Raw genomic sequence first — 25,919 nt, forward strand, 5'->3', positions numbered from 1 at the left:
AGGATTCTAAGTGAGCACTTCTTCCATATTGGATTTGATTTATTTCAATTGCTCGAATAATCCAGGGCTTACGGCCATTGATTATGAAGGATCAACGATCACTTATGAAGAGCTACGGCAGGAACTGGAGCACAGTAGTGAGAAGCTGGATCTCGCGGGGATCCGGCCCGGGCACAGAGTTGCCTTAGCCGTTGCAGACAAATCTGCTTTTATCATGCTGTGGCTTGCATGCTGGCATACGGGAGCCGTTCCGATCCCATTTGAACCTGTGAAGAACTTACCGGAACTGGAGAGAATGCACTCGTCAAGCCATTGTCAGTATTTAATTTGCGATCCAATTGATTCGGAGGGCAGCAGTCAGCTTGAGCTCGTACTCAGAGTACCGATGTTTATTTTTAGGACTGCAACGCTTTTTTTACAGGCAGATAAGCAGTCTGATGAAGATATTGCTTTGAATTTTTATACCTCAGGAACGACTGGACCGCCTAAATGCGTACAGTTTAGCGATCGGGCCATCTACAATAATGTAATGGCCATCTGTAGAGGGCTTGAAATTACTGCAAACGACAAGCTGTTCACACCGATTTCGCCGTGGCTGCCCGCGACGCTAACCACTGTAGTCCTACCGGCCCTCTGTGCCGGTGCTACATTAATCATGTCGAAGGGAACAATGCCTGCTAGAATTTGCGAGCAGATCAATCGCAAAGAGGTAACGATTCTTTTTGCGGTTCCCTATATGTATGCCTTGCTTAATGAGTCAGTCGTGTCATCGTCAAGTGTAGCTTGGGATAAAGTGAGACTGTGCATCAGCTGCTCTGCTCATCTGGACGCAGCGACTTTTAAGGACTTTTATAAGCTGTCGGGCAAGTCTATCCGTTCATTGTTCTGTTCATCCGAAGGTGGGGCAATTGCCTATAATCCTTCAAATGAGCAAGAACTGATCAGAGATTCGGTGGGACAGCCACATCTGGGAGTTTCTATTCGGCTGCTTGATCCGGAGGGGCACGAGGTTGCTCATGGAGAGGAAGGAGAGATATGGGTCAGCGGCGCTCATATATCGTGCGGGTATTACGGGCAACCCGAGTTGCAGGCAGAGGTCTTTCAACAGGGTTGGGTACGTACGGGTGATCTGGGAAGGTTGGATGAGGCTGGGTATCTGTATTTGTCGGGGCGGCTTTCTGATAACATCAATGTCGGCGGACATTTGGTAAATCCGGCAGAGATTGAACAAGTCCTACTGCTCCATAACGGCATTAAAGAAGCACTTGTATATGGTGTTTCCGATAAATACTATGGCAGCAAGCTGATTGCGGAGATCGTGCCGCTGGATGCCCAGGTATCAGCCGATGATATTATCAGATTCTGTTCAGCGAGACTTGCGGCATATAAGGTGCCGAGAGTAATCAAGTGGACGGATAACATTCCCAAGGGTCGCTATGGGAAGAAGCTGAGAAATCAGAATCAAGCAGCCAGTCACATCCTGACGCCATGAGGTTTCTTGTGACAGGTTGCAGCGGTTTTATCGGGAGCAGGTTAACAAGCAGTTTACTGGAACAGGGACATGCTGTCAGAGGGCTTGTATTGCCGAAGGAAAAAGGCGTTGGCGAAACACTTGTAGAATTGGGTATGGAACTGTGGGTAGGCGACGTTCTGAACCCTGAAACGATGGATGGCATAGGGGAGGATATTGATGTCGTCTATCATCTTGCCGGCAAACATTCTGGTTCTGTGTCCCGGATGAGGCAGCTGTATGTAGAGGGGACGCGGAATCTGCTGGACCAACTTTTGCGCAGCGGAACGTATGGCAAGTTCATTGTGGCAAGCAATGGGGCTGTATATGGAAGCGACAACGTTTGTGTGGCCGATGAATCTGCACTGTGCCATCCCGTTCATCCATTTGGAAGAATTACACTCGAAATGGAGCGGCTGGTCCAGCAATACTGCACCCATGCGAAATTTTCTTATATCATTCTCAGGATCGCTGAAGTGTACGGCCCGCTTGAGCATAATTATATCCGGCAATTAATGCGCTGCACTCAGATGCTGGGGAACGGGCGCAGTTATTCATCTAAAGTGCATATTGATGATGTTATTTCAATGATGCAGTTGGCCTGGAGTAATCTTGCTGTTCAAGAGATTTATAACGTGAGTGATGATCTTCCTCTAACACAGGAGGAATTGATAAAAGAGGTTCGGAAATATGCTCAACTGTCTGAAATACAATGGATTTCTCCTGAGGCTGTCACTGATCGTATCAGACTAAGTATACATGGTTTACGCGCCCTTTCCGTACGTATGGGAAACGAAAAGATAAAAAAGAATGCCGATGTACGGCTGGCATACCCTACTTACGCCCATGCGATTCCTTATTTAATCGAAGAAATGTCCAATAGAAGCGAGGTGAATAGTTTGTGAGTCCGCCAAGAATTATGCTTCTTCCAAGCCCCCCTAGCTCCGGTTCTATAGGATCAGTGAGCAAAACGCTGGGCATTGCCAAGGTTCTGCAAAGCCAAGGTTGCACGGTCAGCTTTGTGATTGGCGGCAAGCTTGCTGACTTTGTCCGAGCCAACGGCTTTCAGGTTTATGACTATCCGATTCCGCTTCCTTCAGGGAATTCCGGAGATGTTCGCAGTGCTGCCGATTATGTAGAGTGGACAGGGATGGCAGAATCGGGCTTTATTCGTCAAGCGGTTGAGGCTGAACTGAAGGCGATACAGGCTTTTAAACCCAACGCCATATTTGCCGAGTCTCGTCCGAGTGCTTCCATTTCAGCTGCCGTGGCCCAGATTCCCGCTTTGATGATTGCGAGCTGGCCAAGCCATCCAGCCTTCCCGGCCAACCTACAGTATCCGGGATCTGCCAAAGCTATCGCCGCTTTTAATGAGGTGTTGGCGGATTATTCACTGGATTCTGTTTCCAATCTGGCTGAATTATTATTTTCAAGAGCAACAATTAAAATGGCACCGACACTACCGGAACTGGAGCCGGAGCTGGCTGCGTTGAAGGAGTGCGATTTCGCCGGTTACATTTTGGATTTGGAGGCAAGACAATCTTCAAATCTGCAGTGGCATCCGGACTGGCAGGGCAAGCCGCTAATTTTTATTTATTTAAGCGTTAGTGCCATTCCCCCTTTAATTTATATTGAGCTGGTCAAAGAGATCTTTGACAAGCAACCCTACCGTGTTGCCTGTTTATGCGGATTTCATTATGAGCTTAAGGTGCTTCCTGACCATACCGACAATATTCAATTCCATTGGTTTATCCCGGCTGCTGAAATTATGCCGGAAGCAGCTCTGGTAATCTTTCATGGCGGACAAGATACTATGCTTACGACAATGCTTCATGGACTTCCGAGCATAACCGTTCCCGGTCAACATTTTGAACGGGACTATAATTGTACGCAGCTCCAAAATCTTGGTCTCACTTATAAGCTACCCGTTCAAGCATTCAGACCAAGCCGTATCCGTAAGATTGTTGAGACAGCGTTGAACGATAATTTGGCTGAGCTTCGCGGGCATTATAGGTCCAAGCTGAGGACTTTAAGCGGAACTGAGAATTGCTGTGCTGCATTGATCGCACTGGCACAAAAAAATAGCTGGCAGGTGTAATTTATGAAGATATCTGTTCCATATAACGGCGATATCCAGCTTATTGACGAGCTGGGCGGATACGAATATATCAGCTGCTTCTTCGGTGGTTCTTCTCAGGAGGGCTGTGGAAGCGGAAGATCGGCTGCGGCAATGCCGATAAGTACGCGGAGCGATATTGAACAAGCGGTTAAGCGGGCCCATATGTACAACAAAGAGTTTAACTATTTGATGAACAGTTCCTGTCTCGGCAACAGGGAATATGAGGATGAAGGCTACCGACAAATTGTAGATCAAATGGATTGGGCCGCTGAAATAGGTGTGGACTGGATCACCTTAGCCAATCAGCTGCTTGTGGACATTTGCAGGAGAAGACATCCTGAGATCAAAGTGAGCTTGTCCTCCTTTGCGGTGGTCGAAAGTGTGGAACGGGCAAAATACTTTGATTCAATGGGCGTCAAAGAGATCACAGTAAGAGAAAACATAGCCAGAGATTTCAGGCTGCTTGAACGTATACAGAACAGCGTTGAATGTGAAATCCAGGTCATTGTCAATCAGACCTGTCTCTATGAATGTCCAATGCAGGTCTATCATGACAATGTAATGAGCCATGGCTCATCCAACCGTGGAACGGATAACCAAAGCTTTATGGATTATTGCTCCGTCAAATGCACTTACGAGAAATTTAATGATCCAGGGAATATCATGAAGGCGCGCTGGATCAGGCCGGAGGATTTGGCGGAATATGAGAAGATAGGCATACACCGTTTTAAGCTGACGGACCGGTCAAAATCTACTGCCTGGCTGTTGCAGGCGGCAAAAGCCTATCATGATAGGCAGTATCCGGGGAACTTGGCTGATATTTTGAACATCGTTCACACCAACCATCGCAGAACGGCCGGTGCGGTTACACGAGAAAAGGCGGTTTTTTCCCGGCAAACGCAGCAGAGCCGCCAGAGCATCCGTGCCCTGACCTTATTGGATGTTTATATTGACAATTCTAAGCTGCAAGGTTTTATTGATTTTTTCAAAGAAGTCGATTGCCGGTCACTGGATTGTGCGGTATGCGGGTATTGTGATCAATTTGCCGTTGAAGTCCTTTCGTTTCCTGATCCTTCCGCCCGGACCAAGAGCTTAAACATGCTGCAGCAGCTGGTACAAGATACGGCAGAGCGGCAACCAAAGGTTTTCTGAGAGGAGATATAAGCATGCAGAACAAGGAGATTCTGGGTAAGCTGGCCGCTATTTTTTCAGAGGTCTTGAGCAAGGAGGTTACAATGGAGGAACTGGATGCGCAAGCGGATTTACTTGAAGCGTTCCATATGGATTCACTGATTGCTTTGCAGATTATCGTTAAGATTGAACAACAGCTTGGAATCGTCATTGAAGATGATGACCTGGCACTGGAACTATTAAATGATACCGGAAAATTGACGGCATATATTGAGGGACAGTCGGAAAGGGTGAGCAGCTGACGATGAATCTTTTGTTTCTTTCTGAAGGTGCTTATTTTGCCTATTATCAAGGGGCCGTCAAGGCTAACCGTGCAGTATTCGAGTCCCTGGCTGCCAGGGGACATCAATGTAGAGTAGTCCATCTGGTAGACCAGGAAGATTCTCTGTTACAGGTGGAGGAACAGCTGCAGGAGCATGGGGTAAACAATATTATTCGTTCCGCGCATAGTCTTCAGGGGACAGTAAATGGTGTAGAATGCCATTTCACCACGAGTGTTATGCTGTTATACAGAACAGCAGGGGATTTAATGAAAAAAGGCAATCCGGACGTGGTTCTTGTGAATATGGCTTACCACACCATGGTTGCTGCGGGAATAAAGCTCGTGGCTGGAAGCGCAACAAAATTGGTTGTGATTTGTCATGATGTGATCACTCTCCCTTTTGGGCCGCATAGCTGGATCGAAAATCCGCTGCTCCGACAGGAACTTGCCCAGGTCTCCGGCTTTATTGGTGACAGTGATTTCGTAGCTCATAATATCACCGAATGGGGTGGTTATACCAATGCTGTTTCGCTACGTTTCCCAATTTATGGGGATGGTATTTTTCCAACCTTTCATAATTTCAACAGAGGATACATCGCGATATGCAACCCTACAGAGATAAAGGGTTTATCCATTTTTCTGAAGCTGGCTCAAGCTTTTCCGGACTATCCTTTTGCTGCGGTAATTACATGGGGCGATTTGAAGCAGGAGGAACAATCCGCTTTACGTGCTCTGCCTAATGTGACACTGCTTGAACCGGAGCGCGAGATGAATTTGATTTTTGAACAGGTACGAGTGTGGCTTCATCCTTCCATCTGCGCTGAAGCTTTTGGGCAGACAGTAATTGAAGCGATGCTAAGAGGTATTCCTGTTATTGCAAGCGACCAAGGCGGCCTCATGCAATCGAAATGCAAGGTTGACTATAATCTTCCGGTGACGCCGATTACGGAAACTTACAAGGATGAAGCAACAGGACATACAATGCCGGTTATTCCCGAACAGGATACTGCCATATGGGTGGAGACTTTGCAACGGCTGCTGACGGACAGGACACTCTACGAATCCATTTCTGCAGCCTCTAAAGCTGCCGCGCAGGAATTTATAACGGAGGCCCAGCCTGAAAAATTCGAACTGTATCTGGAGAATATGCTGCAATCCGAAATGTCAGCAAGGTGAGGTGAAGAAGTGTGGATAAGACATTGGATACATCCGCCATTTCCGTTACATTGCTCGACTGTCTTCATCGTGCTTTAACAACAGGAGATATTGAACTTTGGCTGGAGACCCAGTATTTCGAAGATGAAATGGAAGCTGAATCACAGCGGGCATGGTTCCATGGGTATTTACAAAAAACAGTTCCGACTTGCATAGAATTTAACGTACGAAATGTCAGAATAAGTCTTGCTGAAATTGTTGCTGCTTGTACTTTGACCTTTACTTATGAACAGTTTGACCAGCTAAAGGATGAGCATATTTATACTATGCGCTATGTTGAAGACAAAAAAGAATGGAAGGTTGTAACGATCGAGAAAAGCTGGCTACCGTTTGGTTCGGCCGAAGCCGATCTAATTCATTACGATACTTATTCCATGACTGATCTCTTCTGGTGGACCAATGAAGCGGAATTGGAGATTGTTAGAAACAGCAACGATCCTCTGCCGGCGAATTTATACGCTCGGGCAATTCCACGAAATATACGTTCCCGGGAAGTGCACTCTGAATTGGAATGTGCGGCCATTCTATCCAATATGCTGTCTTTGCGCGTAGCTGATCTGGCAGCATTGCTGTTTCAGCCAACCGCTCTAGGGACGCTGGAGTCCTTATATCATTTTGCAAGTGAAAATATCAATTTCCAGATTGAGCGGCCTGATCGTAACAGCAGCTGGTCAAGCAAATTTACTGCTCCAACGTTTAGTTATGATGAACTGTTGACCTTGGCTGAAGATCACTTTCCATTAACCGCTAATTGTACGCCGCTTATGTCATTTTATTTTGCGGTGCTCCGATTATGCGGCTTGGCGGCTTCGGATATCGTCCAGCTCCGTTTAGTTAATTACGATTGTTTGCTCGTCTCCATCACTGGAGAGGCATACCTGTTTTTCACAGACCGGATTGTTAAATTAAATGCAGGTACTTACTATTATCAGACCGAAATCAGCAAGCTGTTCAATGAGAGGGAGTATTGGTCTGCTGCCGGAAGTTCGAATTTATCAGGCCGGACGGTGGAGCGATTAAATAACTGGTTCAAGGATGGCATTGTGTTTAAATTCTCACGTCCGCTAACAACGGGAAGTAGCTATATGGATGAATGCCCAATGCCCAGTTTAAAAGAATGCGCTGACCCGCTGCAACTTCATCGGTTGCTGCGTCAAACGATGCTGAGATACAGCTGCAATCTGCCGGATTCTGTATATACGTACGCCAAATATGCTTATCAGACACTATTAGTAACAAAACCGCAGGCTTATGTTCTGGCATCTATGAATAGTCCGCTTATTCGTCAGTTTCTGAGCGATTATAATACGAAACAGCATTTTTTTGAGTATGTGGATTTATTGAAGAAGAAATCCATATTTCGGGAACACGACCGACTGATGACTGCAGACCAAGTAATACGTCACGGTACCGCCGATCCGGCTTCCCTTACAGTGTTGGTGTATGTCTGGTTAAATCAAAGCCACCAGTCTCAAGGCGGGGTTTGTATAACTGATGAAGATAGCTATTGTTTTTTTGAAGGAGAAATATGGAGCGGCAAAAAACGAAAACCAGCATCAAAGATGCAAGGAAATCTGTTAGTAGCTTTTAACCATGAATCATGCTTCAGTGAGCTGATGAACATTTCTGAAGCGAAGACCGAATGGATAACATTCATACGGCAGCATATGACGATGTCTCATGAAGGAGCCGATCACATTGAATGACTGGATTAAAATTCAAGGTGCGAGAGAAAACAATCTGAAAAATATATCTCTGTCTATCCCCCGAAACAAACTAGTGGTGTTAACTGGATTGTCTGGTTCCGGCAAATCAACGCTTGCCATGAATACCTTGCAGCAGGAATGTCAGAGGCAATACATGGATTCGCTCGGTATGATAAGTGATTTTATCCACAAACCTAAGGTTGATTCTATTGAAGGGTTGTCGCCTTCCATCTGTATTGACCAGCGCCACACTAACCGAAATCCCCGGTCAACCGTTGGAACTACAACGGATTTGTACACCTTGCTTCGTATATTGTTTACCAAAAGCGGAGAAAGAGCTTGTCCTAATTGCGGAAGCCAAGTCAAGGGTTCAAGTAGTGCTGACATCTGGCAGGAAAACTATGAGTCGATCGAAACAGAGATTCATGATCTTCCTATGTCCTATTCCGATGAGGGCAAAGCCGTGTGCCCAGAGTGCAGCCATGAGCTTAGAGCATTGACCATGTCCCATTTCTCTTTCAATAAACCTGAAGGCGCATGTCCGGTTTGTATGGGCTTGGGGGTTGAACGAAAACCGAATTTACAAGAAATTTTCGATGACAGCCTCAGCTTGAAGCAGTGTGCACTTAAGGGGAGCAATCCTCATGGAGCACAGTTAATGGCCGATAATTTGGTTGCAGCCGGTAACTATTACGGATTTGTGTTTGATCCTGATAAACCCTTGAGAGATTTGGGCACGGTCGAACGGGATCTGCTGTATTTCGGTGTATACAGCCAGCGATTTATCAGGCATTTTCCTGGGAAGACCCCTCCAACTTATGCTGCAGAGGGAAGATTCGAGGGGATTCTGACCAACCTGGAACGCAGATACAAGGAACGTGGACACGAATCGGACTATCGAGAGAAGATTGAAAAATTCTTTCATCTGCAAGAGTGTTCGGATTGTCACGGTACGAAGCTGAACGCAGACAGTCGAGCGGTTACGCTAGCCGGGAAAAGTATCACCGAAGCATCTGCAATGCCGCTCTTCCATTTGCTTGGCTGGTTGCGTAAAGTGTCCGCTCAACAGCTAGGGGGAAGTCAGGATCCGCTTATGAACATCGTTTCCGAAATGGAAAAAAAGCTGGCTCGCTTGATTGAAGTGGGTGTCGGCTACTTAAGCTTGGACCGCTCCACCGTTTCTTTATCTCTGGGAGAAATGCAGAGGCTTAAGCTCGTCTCATTAATCGGAGCTAGCTTAACAGGAGTTTTGTATATTCTCGATGAACCGACAATTGGCCTTCACCCGATAGATACCGAAGGTCTGCTCCGGGTGCTCCGGCAGTTGCGTGATCTTGGAAATACGGTTCTAGTTATCGAGCATGACCCGGATGTTATGCGGGCGGCCGATTACCTTATTGATATCGGACCGGGTGCGGGCAAGCAAGGGGGAGAAGTGGTTGCGGCTGGCTCCGTTCAGCAGCTGATTCAGTGCAGCAGATCATGGACCGGGCAGTATTTCGCTGGTAAAGATACGGTGGTTCTTCCTGAACAGCGCCGCAGAGGGAACGGGAAATGCATTGAGATTACAAATGCCAATCGCCATAACCTTAAGGATGTAAGTGTGAATATCCCGTTGGGCAAGCTCGTTGTGCTGACCGGGGTATCAGGGTCGGGGAAATCGACTCTTATGTTCGACGTCCTGGCTCGATCCGCACAGCTTCATTTTACCCAAAGCACCGAGACTGATGCCTATGCAGATGTTAAGGGCTGGGAGAATGTGCATAAGGTCATTAGCTTCGATCAATCCCCTATCGGTCAGACTGCAAGATCAAACGCGGCAACTTACACAGATGTGTACACGGCGATAAGGAATATTTTTGCTGCGCTGCCTGAAGCGAAAATGCGTAATCTCCAGGCCAAACACTTTTCTTGCAACGTCCCCGGCGGCCGATGCGAACGCTGTCAGGGAGCAGGGGTTGTGCAAGTGAATTTGCAATTCCTACCGTCGGTTGAGACCCCATGTCCTGTATGCCGGACCAAACGATTTAAGCCGGAGATTCTGGATGTAAAGTATAAAAACTATAGCATTTCAGATGTATTGGCTTGCTCTGTAAAAGAAGGGATGGAACTGTTCGCGGATGAACCATCCGTATATAACAAGCTGGATGTGATGTGCCGTATTGGACTGGATTATTTAATTCTGGGCCAGCCGGCAACCACTTTGTCCGGCGGGGAGGCACAACGGGTAAAGTTGGCCAGAGAGCTCTCCAAAAGCAGTAGACACCACACCTTGTACTTGCTTGATGAACCAACAACAGGCCTGCATCCGCATGATGTGATTAAGCTGATTGATATGCTTGGGCAGTTGGTCGACTCGGGTAATTCTGTCGTTGTGATAGAACATAATACCGATGTCTTAGTCATGGCGGACTGGATTATTGACATGGGGCCGGAGGGAGGCCTGGAGGGGGGACAAGTCTTGGGTGAAAGCACACCAGAGAACATCGCGGAAATCAAGAATTCCAAAACAGGTCGAATTGTAAATCAGCTTCTCAATCAATATCAACAAAACTTAGAGGGGGAGTATACGTGTTAATTCTTGGTTTAAGCGGTGGGCTAGGACATGATTCAGCGGCATGTTTGGTTCATGATGGCGTTTTGGTGGCCTATGCTGAGGAGGAGCGTTTTTGCCGAAAAAAACATGCTTACGGAGAGCCCCCGGTTTTGTCGCTCCTCAATTGTCTGTCACAAGCGGGCGTTGCTTTTGAAGATATCGATCTGATTGCTTTATCATGGGACCCGCAAAAAGCGGAAGAATTGGGGATATTGGAGAAATTCAAGAAGCACCCGGTATTATCAGGCAAAAAAATGCCCACTATCATTTCGGTCAGCCACCATTTATGTCATGCGGCAAGTGCCTACTATTTATCCGGGTTCGATGATGCGGTGATTTTGGTTATGGACGGACAAGGTGACGATATTTCAACCACAGTAGCCTATGGGAAGAATGAGCATATTGAGGTTAAGCAAGAATACGGGATTTCACAATCGCTTGGATTTTTTTATTCCATCGTCAGTGATTATTTACAGCTTGGAGCATCGGGAGAAGGAAAGCTGATGGGATTAGCCTCTTATGGAGAGTCAGTCTATGACTTTTCTGTACGGTTGACGGAAGACGGGTACGAGATTCCTATCGGAGAACCTGATAGTTCGCTTGGTTTGGAGGATAAGTATAACAAGCTGACCCGAATATGGATGAAGGAAATGTACCGTAAATTCGGTGATCCTCCAAAGCGTATCTATAGCAATAATACACTGTATGGCGGGCTCAATTATACGGTCGAATACAGCAAGAAGCACAAAGATATTGCCGCATCGGCGCAGCAGGCGCTGGAAGACACTATTGTGCATCTTTGCCAGCAGACCATCCGGCAAGGCAACAGTAAAAATTTGGTGATAGGCGGAGGTGTTGCTCTCAATTGTACGACGAATGGAAGGCTGGAACGCCTCGGAATTTTCGATGAAATCTTCGTATTACCGGCAACCAATGATGCTGGGGGCTGTATCGGAGCTGCCATGATTGCCTCTAAAGAACGTTCCGTTCTCCCTGTAAAGGGCAGACTGAAGACTCCTTACTGGGGAATTTCCTATGATGACAACCATATATCGGAGGTATTAAACAAGCTTGGTTTGAAGTATAACTATTCATCCGATATTTGCCGGCAGACGGCAGAACTGATTGATAGAGGTAAAGTCATTGGCTGGTTCCAAGGCGCAGCCGAGATGGGGCCAAGGGCATTGGGCAATCGTTCCATAACAGCCAGTCCTGCAAGTTATGATTCATATGTAAAAGTCAATCAAAAAATCAAATTCAGAGAATCCTGGAGACCGCTGGCGCCAAGTATTATGGATGAACATGCGGATTGGTTGGTGGAGGAGGCGCAGTATTCGCCGTATATGCTGAAAGCCTACACAGTCAAAGAAGAGAGAAGGCAGGCTGTTCCTGCCATCGTGCATGTAGATGGATCTACCAGACCGCAAACGGTTCGAAGCGAGGTGAATCCGGTCTGGCATCAGCTTATTGCCGAGCATTATAAGTTGTCTGGAATTCCGCTGATAATGAACACATCGCTTAACACACGAGGAGAACCGGTGTGTGAGACTCCATACGACGCCATCAAAACCTTCTATACCTCCGCTATGGATGCGCTGGCGGTCGGCAATTTCTTAATCGAAAAATAATACGGGAAACGAGGGGATTTGACCGTTATGAACAGAGATGAGGAATATATCCAAGCGACAGTGATGGAACTAATCCGCAAAAATGGAGCCTTACCCTCAGTAGAGCAGAAAGAGACGCTGCAGGCTGCTGATTTGAACAGAACTTTAACCGAATGGGGAGTTAATTCGTTCCGGGCTTTATATCTTCTGTACGATTTGGAGGAGGTCTTCCGGGTTCAGATTCCAGACAACTGTCTCACTCCAGAGACCTTTGAGTCTCCCTTGACGATTATTAACTGTCTTAAAGTGTTGCTCAATGATAAGGCAATTTCCTGATGCATGATTTTTAATTCCAAGAATCGGGAGGATGAAGTATGACTCGAGGTTTATCAAATTGGGAAGCGCTGCTGCAGGCCGAGCGAATGCATAGAAGTCTCCCTCCTATCCGTGCTGATTCCGATTTAACCGATATTCCGCTGAGCGGCGCTCAGCGCAGATTATGGTTTTTGCATCAATTGAACCCTGCCAGCTCCGCTTACAATATGACGATACAATACCGCTTGAAGGGTTGTCTGAATTATAAACACTTGACTGAATGTCTGGGTATATTGAAGGAAAGGCATCGAATTTTAGACACTGTATTTTACGAAAAAGACGGGGAGCCTTACCAAAAGACGGTTCCACAGCCCGCAGCGGTCAGGATTGAGCGGTTGGATTGTCTTGAGTCAGAGATGGAGAAACAGGCGTTGGATTGGTTGGCAATGGAGATTAATAAACCGTTCGAATTAAATGGAGGCTCTTTATTTGAGACGGTACTGGTGCAGATGAGCCCAACCGAGCATTTACTGATATTTCGTTTCCATCACAGCATTTCAGATGCGTTGTCTCTGGATATTTTTACAAATGAATTCAGGGAGATCTACAACGCTTTGGAAGAAGGCAGGGTGGCACGCTTGCCTGAATTGCCGGTACAGTATTCTGCTTATGCGGTCTGGGAACAAAAATATATTGCAAATGCCGGCAATCCAACACTAATGGATTATTGGAGCAACAAGTTAGCTTCGGCAGATACACGGCTTGATTTAAACCTTGCGGCAATGCCTGAAGCTGCTGGGCCAACCGATTCGGAGTGCAATTATGGGGGAGAGTTGCCGCAGGATGCCTATAATGAAATGCTGGATTTTATAAAACGTCACCCCGAATTCACGGTCTATAACGTTATGCTCGCAGCCTACCGGGTCCTGATGTTTAGATATACCGGCCAGTCTAACCTGATTATCGGCTCAACCATGGCTAACCGTAACCGCATTGAAGTAAGGAATCTTATCGGTTTTTTTGCCAATACTTTGCCACTCACCACCAATGTGCAGACTGAAGACAGCTTCTTTGAAGTATTGAATAAAGAGAAAGAAACAATTAATGAGGGCATTGCCTATCAACAAGTCTCTTTCGACAAGCTGGTCAGTATTATGCATCCAGATCGCAGGCCAGGGGAAAATCCGCTGTTTCAAACGATGTTTACTTATGTGCAGAGCGGCAAAACGGATTTGGAGTTATCCAACCTAACTGTTGAAGCGTTAAAGGCAGATAAAAGCTCTTCGGCCTTTGACCTGACGATTGGGCTTAATGATACCGGAAGCGGAGTGCAATTATTTTACGAATACAACAATGATAAATGGTACGCGGCCTCATTGAGGCAATTCCATTACCACTACATTAACATTCTCCAGCAGCTGCTGCAGCGACCGGAGGCTACGGTTAGCAGCCACATGTTTTTGACCGCGGAAGAAATCAATAAAGTGATCTACGAATGGAATGATACTTGTACGGATTTCGGCTGTCTGGACAGCCGAAGGTTCATAAGCCAGATCAAAAAACAAGCTGCGAAGCATAGTCATCTGCGGGCTGTATTTTTGAGCGAAGAAGACAACATGAGTTATGAGGAGCTTGATCTGGCCTCAGATATGCTTGCTTCGAGGCTGATACAATTGGGGATCGGGCGTGGCAGCCTTGTTGGGTTGGGCTTGGAGAGATCTGTTGAGCTAGTCACCTCAATTCTGGCGGTAATTAAATGCGGCGGGGCATTTATGCCGCTTGATCCACAGCTGCCCTCCAAACGTCTGGCCCATATGATTTGTGAGTCGTCGTGTGCACTGATCATCACCCAGGAACAATATGCGGCTCTGTTTAAACCGATGCATAAGGTGGTCCTCGTCGGGATTAGCTCTTATTCAGCTGACTTAAGGTGTGAAATTGTGCACAATGAGCCGGTCGAACCCAGCGATTTAGCCTATGTTATCTATACTTCCGGTTCAACCGGAACCCCGAAGGGCGCGATGAACAGCTATGAGGGATTATACAACCGGCTTCTTTGGATGCAGCAGCAGTTTGGTTTGGATGAGACCGATAAAGTGCTGCAGAAGACACCGCTCACTTTTGATGTGGCAGTATGGGAGCTGCTGTGGCCATTACTGCATGGAGCGGAATTGGTATTAGCCCGACCGGATAAACCGCATGATCCTGAATATATTGGGAATGTGATTGTCGAGAGGCATATTACGACGATTCATTTTGTTCCGGCGTTACTGCAGCAGTTTATGGACTCCTTTCCAATAGAAAGCTGCATTTCACTTAAAAATGTCATTTGCAGTGGAGAAGAGCTGAGTACCACATTACGTGATTCTTTTTTCTCAAAATCCGCTGCGCATTTGTTCAACTTGTACGGGCCCGCTGAGGCGGCCATTGATGTAACCTGCTGGGACTGTGCGGAGAGCCGAGGCCATTCAAGTGTTCCGATCGGCAAACCGATTTCCAATCTCCGAATTTACATTCTGGATAAGTATCTTCTGCCGGTTCCCGTTGGGGTTTACGGAGAAATATGCATTGGTGGAATAGGAGTGGGCCTAGGATACATCGGAAATGAAGAGCTGACCAACCGCAGTTTTGTACCCAATCCTTACTCCAGACATCCTGCTGCTGAACGTCTGTACCGCACAGGAGACATGGGCAAATTCCTCGAAGACGGCACGATTATTTATGGGGGAAGAACAGATCAACAAATCAAGCTCAACGGTGCGCGGATAGAGCTGGGTGAAATCGAGGCCGTATTTCGCCGTTACAACCGGATCAAAGAGATTCTTGTCCATCCGCTCAAGCAGAATAACGGGGGGCAGCTTATGATTGCCTATTATGTGAGCGATGAAGAGATTGCCGCTGCGGAGCTGCGAAACTATGCGAGAGCTTATTTGCCGGCCTATATGATTCCTGGCATCTTTATGAGACTTGAGAGATTTCCGTTAAATCGAAATGGTAAGGTTGATCGCCAGGCGCTTCCGCTGCCTGATGTGAGATTTAAAGAAGCGAGCAGCGCTCTACTTCCTAAAAATGAGTTTCAGGCAGAGATAGAATCTATCTGGCAAGAGTTGTTGAGTTTGGAGGGCCGTGCGATCGGCATTGCCGAGAATTTTTTTGATCTGGGCGGCCATTCGTTATTAGCTCTAAAGCTAGTTAGTATTGTCAACAAAAGATTCAATACAAACATAACCATTATGGAGTTGTACCTAGGCGAATTTACGATTGCAAGAATGGCGGACATGCTTGCTGAACCGTCCTCTGCTGCAGCCCAGGGACAGCTGACGAAATCAGTGTTATCTCAATTAGGAATGTCGTTGGAAGAAATTTTGCAAGTAGGCGAAGGAACATTAGGCCAGAGATAAATGATGGACGGGGAGGATATGATGGACCAAATACAACAGCGGGTGGAGGTATTGCTGCGCCTATTTGTAAAGTGTGATATTTCCTTGGAGCCCGAAAGTGTGTTCACAGATCTGGAAATGGATTCGCTTACTTACATCAAATTTATTGTTGAAGTTGAGCGGGCGTTGCAATTGGACTTTGATCCTTACCTTTTGGTAGCAGGACATTTTCCTACGGTTGGAGATTTAACGGCATATCTCTGGAGTAAAAATGGTGAAGGATGTGCCACAGATGCCTAACCTGCCGATCAAGTACCCTATGGTGAACAGCAGCATGAACAGCTCTCATCTGCTCAGTGTAGTAGAAGTCTGCTCTAGAAAGATGGATTGGCTGCATAACCATTATATTCATTTGTATCTTGGAGCGAATATGGATGTGATGGATCTTGAATTTCTGTCACCCGAGCAATCTTTGGGGCATTTCCCCTATCTGAATTTGAAAGAGATCAGGCTTGGTCCTGAACGTGTTGCTGTAAAACAGATCTTGGATTGTCTGGCCGAGAAGGAGTATGTCGAAGTAAGCTTGGATGAATTTTATATAGAAGGTAAGCACTATTTTAATAAGGTTCATTTCGAAAGGAATTTTATGATTTACGGCTATGATGATCTTAGTCATACATTTAGTATTGCTGGCTCGGATTACGATAAAATCTTCGAGTTTCATGAGCTTCCCGCCGATCAGATCATATCATCGCTGCGCGCTCATGCATTCGAACGGCGTTCGATTCGCTCTGTCCGGCTAAATGAAGCTGATAAGATGCATTTTGAGCCAACTACACTGATCGCAAGCCTAGCGGATTATTACTATTCACGCCAGCCAGAAACCATGGTAACCTGCCCGGGAACAGATGGAGGTTCGTGTTGGGGAATGAAGGTGTATGGAGCGCTGCTAGACTATTTAGATAGGTTGGCGCGTAACGAAATTTTCTATTGTGTTCGTCCGTTTCATTTACTCTGGGAGCACAAAAAATGCATGGTTAACAGGCTTGGATATTTATCTCAATGTGGATATAACCTTTCTGATTTCATTATGAAAGGCTATGAGGATATATACGAAACCACTCTTATTCTCAGAAACATTTTGGTGAAATATCATCTTGAGCCTGACCTTAACCTGTTGCGGATCGCTGCACGCACAGTGGAGAGTATCGATGTGCAAGAGCGCGCGCTTCTGTCAGCGCTTTTGAAAGAGTTTAGTACTGTAATCAGCAAAATAGAAGAAAAGGAGAATTCTCGGTGATACCCGATAAATGTGAAGTTGTTATTATTGGATCTGGGGCAGTCGGGGCATGTACAGCCTACTATTTAGCCAAAAAAGGAATAACCGATGTGGTAGTGCTTGAGAAAAGCGAAAGTTTAGGCGGAGCAACCACATCTATCTGCGCAGGCGGGATGCGAAGTCAGTTTACAACGGAGATAAATATTGAATTGTCCAAGTTAAGTTTTCGATTGCTGGAGCAGCTTGATTCGTATAACCTTGTTCAGGATGAAATGGACCAGTGCGGATATATGTTTATTTTCACGGCACAAGATAATCTTTCTGAGTTTTATGATGCGATGCTTTTGCAGCAAAGGTTGGGTGTGCAAACGGAATGGATGGAGCCTAAGCAGATTCAAAAGAAGCTGCCGATGCTGGTTCTAGAGGATGTAACCGGTGCAACTTACAATAAGCAGGATGGATTGATCGATCCCAATAAGATTACAAGCACGTATATTCGGCTCTCCAGAGAGCTGGGTGTCAAATATTATCCTGGAGTCGCTGTAACGGACTTTATTACTGACGGTTCCGAGATACAGCAAGTGGTAACGTCAGAAGGAGCGATAACTTCGCGAGTTGTTGTAAATGCTACGGGCCCCTGGTCCAAATTTGTGGCTGCTAAAGCCGGAATTGAGTTGCCGGTAATCCCCTGCCATCAGCAGTTGTTGGTTACAGATGTGCTCCCATGGCTGCCCGCCGATTTTCCCGTTATTGTGTTCCCCGGGGAAGGTCTGGGCTTACATAAGGAGACAGGCGGTCTGTTAACGGGCTTAAATAAGCCCTTTGTTGCAGGGGGATGCGAAGATCCGGATTATAGCTACTCAGACCCGGAATGGGAATATAAACATCTGGAAGCTGCTCTTCGTCGGCTGCCTCGTCTCCAGGAAGCAACCATCAAATCCTGCTGGGGAGGGTATTATGATGACACGCCGGACTCCCATCCGGTGCTGGGCGCTGATAACAAAATCCAAGGGTTTTACCATGCGTCAGGATTCAGCGGACATGGTTTTATGCACAGCCCGGCCGCCGGACTCCTAATCAGTGAAGAAATAGCCGGGAATTCGGCACAAACATTAGACATATCATCATTGCGGTCCAATCGCTGGCTAACTGCAGCAGGCAGAAAAATTAATGAATACTACAAGATTTAGAAGTATAGGAGGTTTATTGAAATGGAGAACTCTAAGAACCAAATGTTAAAGCTTATAGATAATATGCTAAACGCAAATGTGCTTCAGCGGACGGATCTCAAACGGTTTACCGCAAACCTTGAGCATTCACCGGATGATCCCGAAATGCTGCGTCTGGAGCTTGAATCCTGGTATCGTGGGATGGGGGTAGATCAGATCATTGGCAGAAAATTCGAACTATCGCCTTGTCCTTTTACAAGCGAAGAGATTCGTTCATCGAGAGAAAATGGAGAAATTATTTTGTGCTTTCCCAAGGGAATTACACGGGAACAGATTGGTGAGCTTACAAGAATTTCAAGCTGGGCCTTAAAAGATCCACTTGTGACAGCCGCAACGGAGCAGGAAGATTGCTGGATTCGAACATCGGCTGCGCTGTCGCCTTCATTAATGAAACACACAGGGCTAGAGGTTGCACACTTAGTGGAAGACAGCGGGGATCTTAACTTTAGTTTGGAAAGGTATCTTCTTTTCGTGGCTAGAGTGAGATTCTTGACAGGTAATACCCCGGATTCGGAATACTGGATTTGGCTTCCAAGAGGGAGATACGACCGTTCGGGAATGTTAATTGCCGGTTTTGACCGAAATGGCTGCTTTAATGTGCATGGCTGGATGCCCCAATTCTCTGCCAGTTTTTTGGGTGCCAGATTTGGAACACTTCCCGGTTCCGCTGCCAAAGTCGGTTCTTCCATCGTCTCAGATTCAGACCTCAGTTTCACTAAAATTTAACAATGGAGGCCGAAATCAATGGCAGATCGTCAGAGTAAAAGAGTAGCCTGTGTTATTCCCCCGTTTTACCGGCTTATTGAGTCGAAAAACAATAGGATCAGTCCTGCTATGCATTACATAGCGGAGATATTGCATCGTAGGGGTCATGCAGTCACGTTAATTAATGGCGATAATGCTCCAGATGATCATGATTATACAGAGCGGTACAGTATGACTATGAACAGCTGGCTTATGCAGGAACGTTGTACTCGGGGGCATGAAAGCTTTGATATGGTCATAAATGAGCTAGAGCGCTTTCAGCCTGATTATGTGTTTATTGGTGTTGGCGATGTTCTGATGCCTACTGTCGAACTTGGAAGTACTCAGTCCTGTGCATACCTTGCAAAAGAGATAAAGAAGAGATGGGGAGATAAGGTTACCTGTATTGGTTATGGACATTTGCTTAAACATGCCAAGCTGAAGGACACGGCTGATTTGGATACGATCATTGTTGGAGAAGGCGAGGATCTTGCGGTTTCTGTAGTAGAGGGGAATGCAAGGGGAATGCTGCCTGTTAAATGGGCCCAGCAATTAAACGATCTTCCGATACTGACAGATTCATATTTAGCGCAGAAAAATAAGCCGGAAGACTGGGACTACATTATGTCTATGCGCGGGTGCCCCAAACGCTGTACATTCTGTTATCAGCCCTCGCTGCGCGGCTGCAATGTCTCCTTTATGTCTCCCGAACGTTTTGTTAGCGAAATCCGCTACCGCATTGAACGTATGCATGTATTTGGATTTTATTTCTCAGATATGATCTTTCTGCCGGGCTTAGGCAAACGCACTTCAGAAATGCTTAGATTGCTGATTGAACTAAAAGAGGAGTACCCTGAGTTTCACTGGTGGGCAGAGGCGCGCGTGGACATTTGTGTGAGACAGAATATCCTTGATAAGATGAAGCAGTCGGGGTGCGTGCATTTGAAATTTGGTGTGGAAATGGCCAACCAAAGGATGCTGCAAGTGGTGAATAAAGGAATTAGATTGACGGAAGTCGAGGAAGCTTTCCGCATGGCAGCGGAGGCGGGAATCAAACGGACAGCCTATATTTTGCTGGGATGCCCTGGATTCAATGACCAAGATTATATAGAGATGTTACCTTTTTTTAAAGCCTTAAAGGCTGATAATTATGTGATAAATATCAATGTTCCTTATGTTGGCACACAGCTATATGAACAGGTGAAGGAACAGCTTTTTGATTTTGGAATTTATAAAGATGGTGAAGAAAGCTACATGCATACTTCCTTGGTGATGCAAAAATTCTGGGGAATTTCTGATGAAACACGGGATAGTTTTTTTGCACTTCAAGGAGAGAAAGATGATGCAAAAGTAAGGAATTATAAGCGGAAAATTGTAGAGAAAGCTGCTTTTATAGAGAATGACGTGTTGTCCTTTCATGAATAGGATTCGCAAGTACTTATGAGCTGAAGGAGTAGCGATGAGCGATGGAGATTTTCGGGGTGAAGGTGGCTGAGCTAATATCTGAACCTGCGTTAGAAACATTAATGTGGCGCATCCCCCAACAAAAGAGAGAGCGGCTTAAACGCTTTAAAAGAGTGGAAGCGTTGCAGCATTCTCTTATTGCTGAATTGCTGGTTCGTGTAAGCTTAAATAAACGGTTAAAAGTGAACAACCGCGATATCGAGTTTGTTACAAATGTCTACGGAAAACCCTCCCTAAAAAAAAGGGGGGGTACTGTAGAGTTTAATATTTCGCATTCAGGAGAATGGGTGGTTTGCGCATTAGATGAATTGCCGATCGGTATTGACATTGAGCAGATTCAGCAAGCCGATCTTAATATTGCTAAGCGTTTTTTTTCGCAAGATGAATATGTCCAATTGACGGAATGTGAAGAGATGGGTCGGATGAGTCTTTTCTTTGACCTTTGGACACTTAAAGAAAGCTATATCAAAGCGATAGGGAAGGGATTATCTCTTCCATTGAACTCGTTTTCGTTTCGTTTAAACAACGGAATTCAATTGGAGAACCATGACGCAATCGGATTGTATCACTTTAAGCAGTATCATATTGATGAGAAATATAAATTAGCCGTATGTGCGCAAAACCCCTTATTTCCCGGGGAGGTTTCAGTGGTAAACCAATGCCAATTTCACCAGGATTGCATGCAACTATTGGATGCTTTTTAACGATCTAAGCCTAGGTGATATTGAACTTGTTACAGAGAAGCGGCTTATCTACAGATAAGTTGCTTTTTGTCTTGCACGTTTTCGCTTTATCTAGATTTGAAGTTTTCTGCCAAGGTGTTAATATTCCCTCATCGGTTATATGCATAAGCCATTGATGTGATGTAAAATGTCCATGAGTGATTAATGCTGGAGATTTGATCAAATATTGATGGAACAGGAAACTCGCATACGCGATGCAAGGAATCGTTCGAATCTGAAGATAACTATCGGAGGGGACCAGAGATGGCTGAGCAAAAGATGATTGAAGTGCCGTTTCAGCAATGGGTAAACGATAAGGAGCTGTGGGTACAGCTTAATGATTTGATGATGCAGGAGAGTAAACTCCCAGGACCACGAGTGAATTTGGAGCTCTCAGACCATTTCGCCAAACAATTCGCGCATCCTAATCTAACAGATACAGGCTGGGAGCTGCTCGTCTCTTGGACTAATATTACTGAAGCTGAAGCTGGGGTGAATGATCCCCGTGAGTTTCTGCCGTTTTGTGCGGTTAGGGCGTTCGGTGCTTATTACAGTTACGCTGGAGAAGAACAGCAAGTAGTGATTCAAAACAGCATTAAGACAGCTATGAATGATTCGAGATGGAGGGTGCGTGAAGCGTCTGCTATGGCGCTGCAAAGTATAGGGGAGGATGATTTCACCCTGCTCAGGCAGCTGATTGACATGTGGGAGAAAGGTGCGAACAGGCTTGAACAACGGGCTTTTGTAGCGGCATTAGCGCATCCTCCTCTTTTAAAAAAGAAAGAAAATACGCTATATTGTCTTCAGTTGGCTGCCCGAATCATGGAGAGTATAGATGGTGGGGGAGCGCAACATGAGGACGCTGAGCATTTTCGTGTATTATCTAAGGGACTTGAATACAGCTTGAGTGTATTTGTGGCGAATGAGCCTGAAGAAGGCTTTGTTATGCTGGAGAGATTTGCAAAGAGCCGAGATGCCCGAATCATTAAGATTGTGAAGAGTAATCTTGGCAAATCGCGTCTGAGTAAAAAATATGCTGCCCAGGTGGCTGAGATTCTAAAGGAATTCGATAACATAGGAAAAGATACTTAGGATACGAGTGCCATTTGGCAGTTGTATTTAATCATTTTTTTTGTTTTTACTTTTATTAGAATTAACAATTAAAGAAACAAAGAGAATTAAGATAATCAAAGAAAACCATTCTATGGATTGTTCGAATATTAAACTGTAAGTTATATTAATAAATTCAAAGACAACTGTTATTATTAAAAATATTGCCCAGCGATCTTTTTTTATGAAAATATACCATCCTAATCTATATGGAGAATATTGATAGATTTTAAGTTGTTCATATCCTCAAAAGTTTGACAAACGCATGAAATGTAACTATTATAGTTGCATCTGAATGATGTTTTGCAGCAAGGCAGAAGGAGAGATTTCTATGAATATTAGCACCCGATTTGCGGTAGCCATTCATATATTAACGTTGATTGACAGCAATAAAGAAGGCAAAAGCACTTCGGAGTGGATAGCTGGTAGCGTAAACACAAACCCTGTAGTTATCCGTCGGCTTACGAGTATGCTGCAAAAAGCAGGACTAGTAAATGCCCGCCCCGGAGTCGCAGGTGCTTCGCTTACGCGTAGCGCATCCGAGATTACGCTGCTGCAGATTTATAAAGCAGTTAATGCGGTGGAAGAGGACTCGTTGTTTTCTGTCCATGAGCATCCTAATCCCGATTGTCCTGTTGGCAAGAATATAGCCAGTGCAATTGTACCTGTGTTCTCGCTCGCCCAAAAAGCAATGGAGAATGTTCTCCAGGAGGTTACATTGGAGCAGATTGTGAATGAAATGCCTGAATTATGATTACTCCATATCATAGCTTAGAAGGAAGGCCAGAACATGTGAAAACGTGATTCTGGTCTTTTTTTGCTTAATTAGGTTTATGGACAAAGAAGGGAAGTAAGAGGGAATATAGAATCTGTATTTAGAAGCCGGATTAAAGATAATATACATACATACATTGAGGGAGAGCTAAAGAATGTTAAAGAAATTACTGCCTATACTACTAATTATGGTAATGATTACCGGATGTAATGAATCAAGGGATACCACTAAATACGAGGATGCGAATTTTGGAATCACCTTTAACTATCCGGATCATTGGGTTGTAACTGAGAAGTATGGAGCGCCATTATGGTTGATAGTCTCTACGACTGATTATAAACCTGCTGAGGGACTTAAAGGTCCAGGAGTAATGCTCTTTGGATTTAAGCCTAAGGATATGGAGCTTGTCAACAAATGGCTCGAGGATGCCCAAACGAATTACAACAACGGGGCGGAGCTGACAAAAAGTAAAGCTAGTTTAGGCGGGTTAGAGTCCATAAAGTACGAAACTGAAGTATTCGAAGAGGAAGGGAGTAAAGGGAAAGCTATCTATTACGTTATTGAGGAACCGGAAATGTCATTTATGGTGCAGTTCCCTTACAGTGTGGATGAAGTACATAAAGAAGACATGAAGAGGATAGAGGATATTTTACAATCCATAAAGTTTACAAAAGATTAAGTGGGACTAGAACAAGATAGCTGGAATGGTGAAATGTACGGTATAAATGCCTATGAAATGGGCTGAAGTGGCTGGAATGGTGGAATGTACGGTATAAATGCCGTTGAAATGGGCTGAAGTCGCTGGAATGATGAAATGTACGGTATAAATGCCGTTGAAATGGGCTGAAGTGGATGAAATGGTGAAATGTACGGTATAAATGCCGTTGAAATGGGCTGAAGTAGCTGAAATGGTGAAATGTACGGTATAAATGCCGTAGAAATGGGCTGAAGTTGCTGGAATGGTGGAATGTACGGTATAAATGCCGTTGAAATGGGCTGAAGTGGATGAAATGGTGAAATGTACGGTATAAATGCCGTTGAAATGGGCTGAAGTTGCTGGAATGGTGAAATGTACGGTATAAATGCCGTTGAAATGGGCTGAAGTGGCTGGAATGGTGGAATGTACGGTATAAATGCCTCAGATTTGGCTGAAATCATCCAAAGTAGCAAAATGAGAAGCAAAAAGCCCTATAAATGAGCAACAGTCGCTGATGCAGTACAATTAGAATTAGGATAAGTAACTTTTTTAAAGATCAATATATACGGAGGTTCTACAGTGGAGCAAATTGCAATAATCTCAGACATTCATGGAAATATACCGGCCCTTACGGCCGTTTTAGATGACATCCAGCAGCGGGGAATCAGCAGAGTATTTTGTTTAGGCGATATTGTTGGAAAAGGACCGAACTCAGATCTAGCCGTTGATATCATAAAAAAGAATTGTGAAATCAGTGTTATGGGGAACTGGGATGATTTAATGAATCAGGATGTTGATTTTGAGATGGCTCGGTGGTGCCGCGGGTTATTAGGTCAAGAACGTCTTGATTATTTAAGCACGTTGACGTTTTCGATTGAGTTTATGATAAGTGGTAAATTTGTGCGATTATTTCATGCTTCGCCACGAAGCCTGTATGAACGTGTTCAACCTTGGGATGATTATGAAAAGCGATTATCTTTGTTTGATTATTCTGATCTCTGCCAGGAGAAACGACAAGCGGATATCGTAGGTTACGGGGATATTCATAATGCTTTTATTCAACATTTAGAAGGCAAGACTTTATTTAATGTAGGCAGTGTGGGGAATCCGCTTGATTTAACCCAGGCATCTTATGTGATTATGGAGGGAGAATACATGGGAGGGTCAGCAGCTCCTTTAAATATGCAATTTGTAAGAGTGCCTTATGACATCGAGTTAGCCGTTCAACAGGCCGTTGAGGCAGATATGCCAGCTGCAGAGCCTTATATTCGTGAGCTTAGAACCGCGCAGTACAGGGGAAGTGTCCGGGGATAATAAAGGAAAGGATAATAAAGGAAACAAAAAATCAAACTGCAACCTTAATCCAAGCCATCAAAAAGTAATGGAGGGAACAAATTGAAGCTTAGTCACGTATTTGAGCAATTCCCTACTTTGGAATCCGAGCAATTATTACTGAAAAAGATTGAAGTCAGCAACCTTAATGAGGTATTTGGGATATATAGCAATGATCAAGTGTTTGAGTACTGTGGGATTATTCCGAAACATAATAAAGATACAGTCAAGAATATGATCGGCCATTTCGAACGTGATTTTACCAAAGGGGTGAGAGTGAAATGGGGGATTTTCCTCAAAAATAACCCTTACATACTGCTAGGTATCATCGAAGTTATGGATTTTAATCAAAAGGTGGATATGGTGACGATCGGTTACTTTTTGGCGGAACCTTATTGGGGCAAAGGGATTGCAGCTCAGGCCATTCAGTTAGTGGTGAAATATTTATTTGAGACTGCAGAAGTCAATCGAATTCAAGCTGAGGTTATGCCCTTTAATGAACGATCGAAGCGGGTGCTTTTGAAAAATGGCTTTACGAAAGAAGGCACGTTAAGGCAGGCGCATGTATGGTCAGGTAAAGGGCTGGTGGATCTGGAGATTTACAGCATTTTGGCAGAGGAATATTTTGCAAGCATCGGTAAGCCAAGAGTAAGCAATAGGATGTAA

Annotated in this window: 22 protein-coding genes and 1 pseudogene; 22 read left to right on the forward strand and 1 reads right to left on the reverse strand. The window is 45.1% G+C overall.

Going from position 1 to position 25,919, the window contains the following annotated elements:
• Positions 1 to 10 precede the first annotated feature (10 nt).
• The 20 genes and pseudogenes from MKX34_RS12240 to MKX34_RS12335 all read left to right on the forward strand — a co-directional run bounded on the left by MKX34_RS12240 (position 11) and on the right by MKX34_RS12335 (position 23,903).
• Positions 11 to 1,492 carry a class I adenylate-forming enzyme family protein gene (locus tag MKX34_RS12240; RefSeq protein WP_076105492.1) on the forward strand — a complete coding sequence of 494 codons (1,482 nt, stop codon included), beginning with the start codon at positions 11 to 13 and terminating at the stop codon, positions 1,490 to 1,492.
• A gap of 8 nt (positions 1,493 to 1,500) precedes the next feature.
• Positions 1,501 to 2,415, forward strand: a complete 915-nt coding sequence (locus tag MKX34_RS12245; protein WP_179087398.1) for an NAD(P)-dependent oxidoreductase — start codon at positions 1,501 to 1,503, stop codon at positions 2,413 to 2,415.
• The gene (locus MKX34_RS12250) at positions 2,412 to 3,608 is read left to right on the forward strand and encodes a nucleotide disphospho-sugar-binding domain-containing protein (RefSeq protein WP_076105494.1); all 1,197 of its coding nucleotides are present in this window, start codon (positions 2,412 to 2,414) and stop codon (positions 3,606 to 3,608) included. Before MKX34_RS12245 ends, MKX34_RS12250 begins: the two co-directional genes overlap by 4 nt.
• 3 nt (positions 3,609 to 3,611) lie before the next feature.
• Positions 3,612 to 4,781: a peptidase U32 family protein gene (locus MKX34_RS12255; protein WP_076105495.1), complete on the forward strand. Its 1,170-nt coding sequence runs from the start codon at positions 3,612 to 3,614 to the stop codon at positions 4,779 to 4,781.
• Positions 4,782 to 4,795: 14 nt separating this feature from the next.
• Entirely contained in the window at positions 4,796 to 5,062 is a 267-nt protein-coding gene (locus MKX34_RS12260; RefSeq protein WP_036685924.1) for an acyl carrier protein, read from the forward strand.
• A gap of 2 nt (positions 5,063 to 5,064) precedes the next feature.
• Positions 5,065 to 6,258 carry a glycosyltransferase gene (locus MKX34_RS12265; protein WP_076105496.1) on the forward strand — a complete coding sequence of 398 codons (1,194 nt, stop codon included), beginning with the start codon at positions 5,065 to 5,067 and terminating at the stop codon, positions 6,256 to 6,258.
• A gap of 11 nt (positions 6,259 to 6,269) precedes the next feature.
• Positions 6,270 to 8,003, forward strand: coding sequence for a hypothetical protein (locus tag MKX34_RS12270; protein WP_076105497.1), 1,734 nt, complete (start codon positions 6,270 to 6,272; stop codon positions 8,001 to 8,003).
• A complete protein-coding gene (gene uvrA, locus MKX34_RS12275) occupies positions 7,996 to 10,581 on the forward strand; it encodes an excinuclease ABC subunit UvrA (RefSeq protein ID WP_076105498.1) in 2,586 nt (861 codons plus the stop codon). The genes MKX34_RS12270 and uvrA overlap by 8 nt, the downstream gene beginning before the upstream one ends.
• Positions 10,575 to 12,227 carry a carbamoyltransferase C-terminal domain-containing protein gene (locus MKX34_RS12280; protein ID WP_036685931.1) on the forward strand — a complete coding sequence of 551 codons (1,653 nt, stop codon included), beginning with the start codon at positions 10,575 to 10,577 and terminating at the stop codon, positions 12,225 to 12,227. Before uvrA ends, MKX34_RS12280 begins: the two co-directional genes overlap by 7 nt.
• A 27-nt stretch (positions 12,228 to 12,254) precedes the next feature.
• Complete coding sequence (locus MKX34_RS12285) at positions 12,255 to 12,542, forward strand: hypothetical protein (RefSeq protein WP_036685933.1); 288 nt, start codon at positions 12,255 to 12,257, stop codon at positions 12,540 to 12,542.
• A gap of 38 nt (positions 12,543 to 12,580) precedes the next feature.
• Entirely contained in the window at positions 12,581 to 15,922 is a 3,342-nt protein-coding gene (locus MKX34_RS12290; protein ID WP_076105499.1) for a non-ribosomal peptide synthetase, read from the forward strand.
• Complete coding sequence (locus MKX34_RS12295) at positions 15,923 to 16,201, forward strand: acyl carrier protein (RefSeq protein ID WP_081383958.1); 279 nt, start codon at positions 15,923 to 15,925, stop codon at positions 16,199 to 16,201. It abuts the gene before it with no gap.
• Complete coding sequence (locus MKX34_RS12300; protein WP_076105500.1) at positions 16,194 to 17,201, forward strand: hypothetical protein; 1,008 nt, start codon at positions 16,194 to 16,196, stop codon at positions 17,199 to 17,201. The genes MKX34_RS12295 and MKX34_RS12300 overlap by 8 nt, the downstream gene beginning before the upstream one ends.
• Positions 17,198 to 18,370: an FAD-binding oxidoreductase gene (locus MKX34_RS12305; protein ID WP_076105501.1), complete on the forward strand. Its 1,173-nt coding sequence runs from the start codon at positions 17,198 to 17,200 to the stop codon at positions 18,368 to 18,370. Before MKX34_RS12300 ends, MKX34_RS12305 begins: the two co-directional genes overlap by 4 nt.
• 21 nt (positions 18,371 to 18,391) lie before the next feature.
• Positions 18,392 to 19,135 (forward strand): hypothetical protein, encoded by a 744-nt coding sequence (locus MKX34_RS12310; protein ID WP_036685943.1) that lies wholly within the window; start codon positions 18,392 to 18,394, stop codon positions 19,133 to 19,135.
• A gap of 18 nt (positions 19,136 to 19,153) precedes the next feature.
• Positions 19,154 to 20,578 carry a radical SAM protein gene (locus tag MKX34_RS12315; RefSeq protein WP_076105502.1) on the forward strand — a complete coding sequence of 475 codons (1,425 nt, stop codon included), beginning with the start codon at positions 19,154 to 19,156 and terminating at the stop codon, positions 20,576 to 20,578.
• Positions 20,579 to 20,619: 41 nt separating this feature from the next.
• Positions 20,620 to 21,225, forward strand: a pseudogene (locus tag MKX34_RS12320) (4'-phosphopantetheinyl transferase superfamily protein); the annotation flags it as partial.
• Positions 21,226 to 21,603: 378 nt separating this feature from the next.
• Entirely contained in the window at positions 21,604 to 22,431 is an 828-nt protein-coding gene (locus MKX34_RS12325) for a hypothetical protein (protein WP_081383957.1), read from the forward strand.
• A 349-nt stretch (positions 22,432 to 22,780) separates the two neighbouring features.
• On the forward strand, positions 22,781 to 23,203 hold the full coding sequence (locus MKX34_RS12330; RefSeq protein ID WP_076100677.1) for an Rrf2 family transcriptional regulator: 423 nt from the start codon (positions 22,781 to 22,783) through the stop codon (positions 23,201 to 23,203).
• A 175-nt stretch (positions 23,204 to 23,378) separates the two neighbouring features.
• Positions 23,379 to 23,903: a hypothetical protein gene (locus MKX34_RS12335; protein WP_076105503.1), complete on the forward strand. Its 525-nt coding sequence runs from the start codon at positions 23,379 to 23,381 to the stop codon at positions 23,901 to 23,903.
• Positions 23,904 to 23,953: 50 nt separating this feature from the next.
• Here MKX34_RS12335 and MKX34_RS12340 read toward each other — a convergent pair whose 3' ends face one another.
• Complete coding sequence (locus MKX34_RS12340) at positions 23,954 to 24,382, reverse strand: hypothetical protein (RefSeq protein WP_339205095.1); 429 nt, start codon at positions 24,380 to 24,382, stop codon at positions 23,954 to 23,956.
• Positions 24,383 to 24,500: 118 nt separating this feature from the next.
• Between MKX34_RS12340 and MKX34_RS12345 the strand changes: the two genes are divergently transcribed.
• Positions 24,501 to 25,235, forward strand: coding sequence for a metallophosphoesterase family protein (locus tag MKX34_RS12345; protein ID WP_076105504.1), 735 nt, complete (start codon positions 24,501 to 24,503; stop codon positions 25,233 to 25,235).
• Positions 25,236 to 25,316: 81 nt separating this feature from the next.
• The gene (locus MKX34_RS12350; RefSeq protein WP_051491425.1) at positions 25,317 to 25,919 is read left to right on the forward strand and encodes a GNAT family protein; all 603 of its coding nucleotides are present in this window, start codon (positions 25,317 to 25,319) and stop codon (positions 25,917 to 25,919) included.

This window comes from Paenibacillus sp. FSL R5-0636, from assembly GCF_037974255.1.
Classification (GTDB): domain Bacteria; phylum Bacillota; class Bacilli; order Paenibacillales; family Paenibacillaceae; genus Paenibacillus_AQ; species Paenibacillus_AQ odorifer.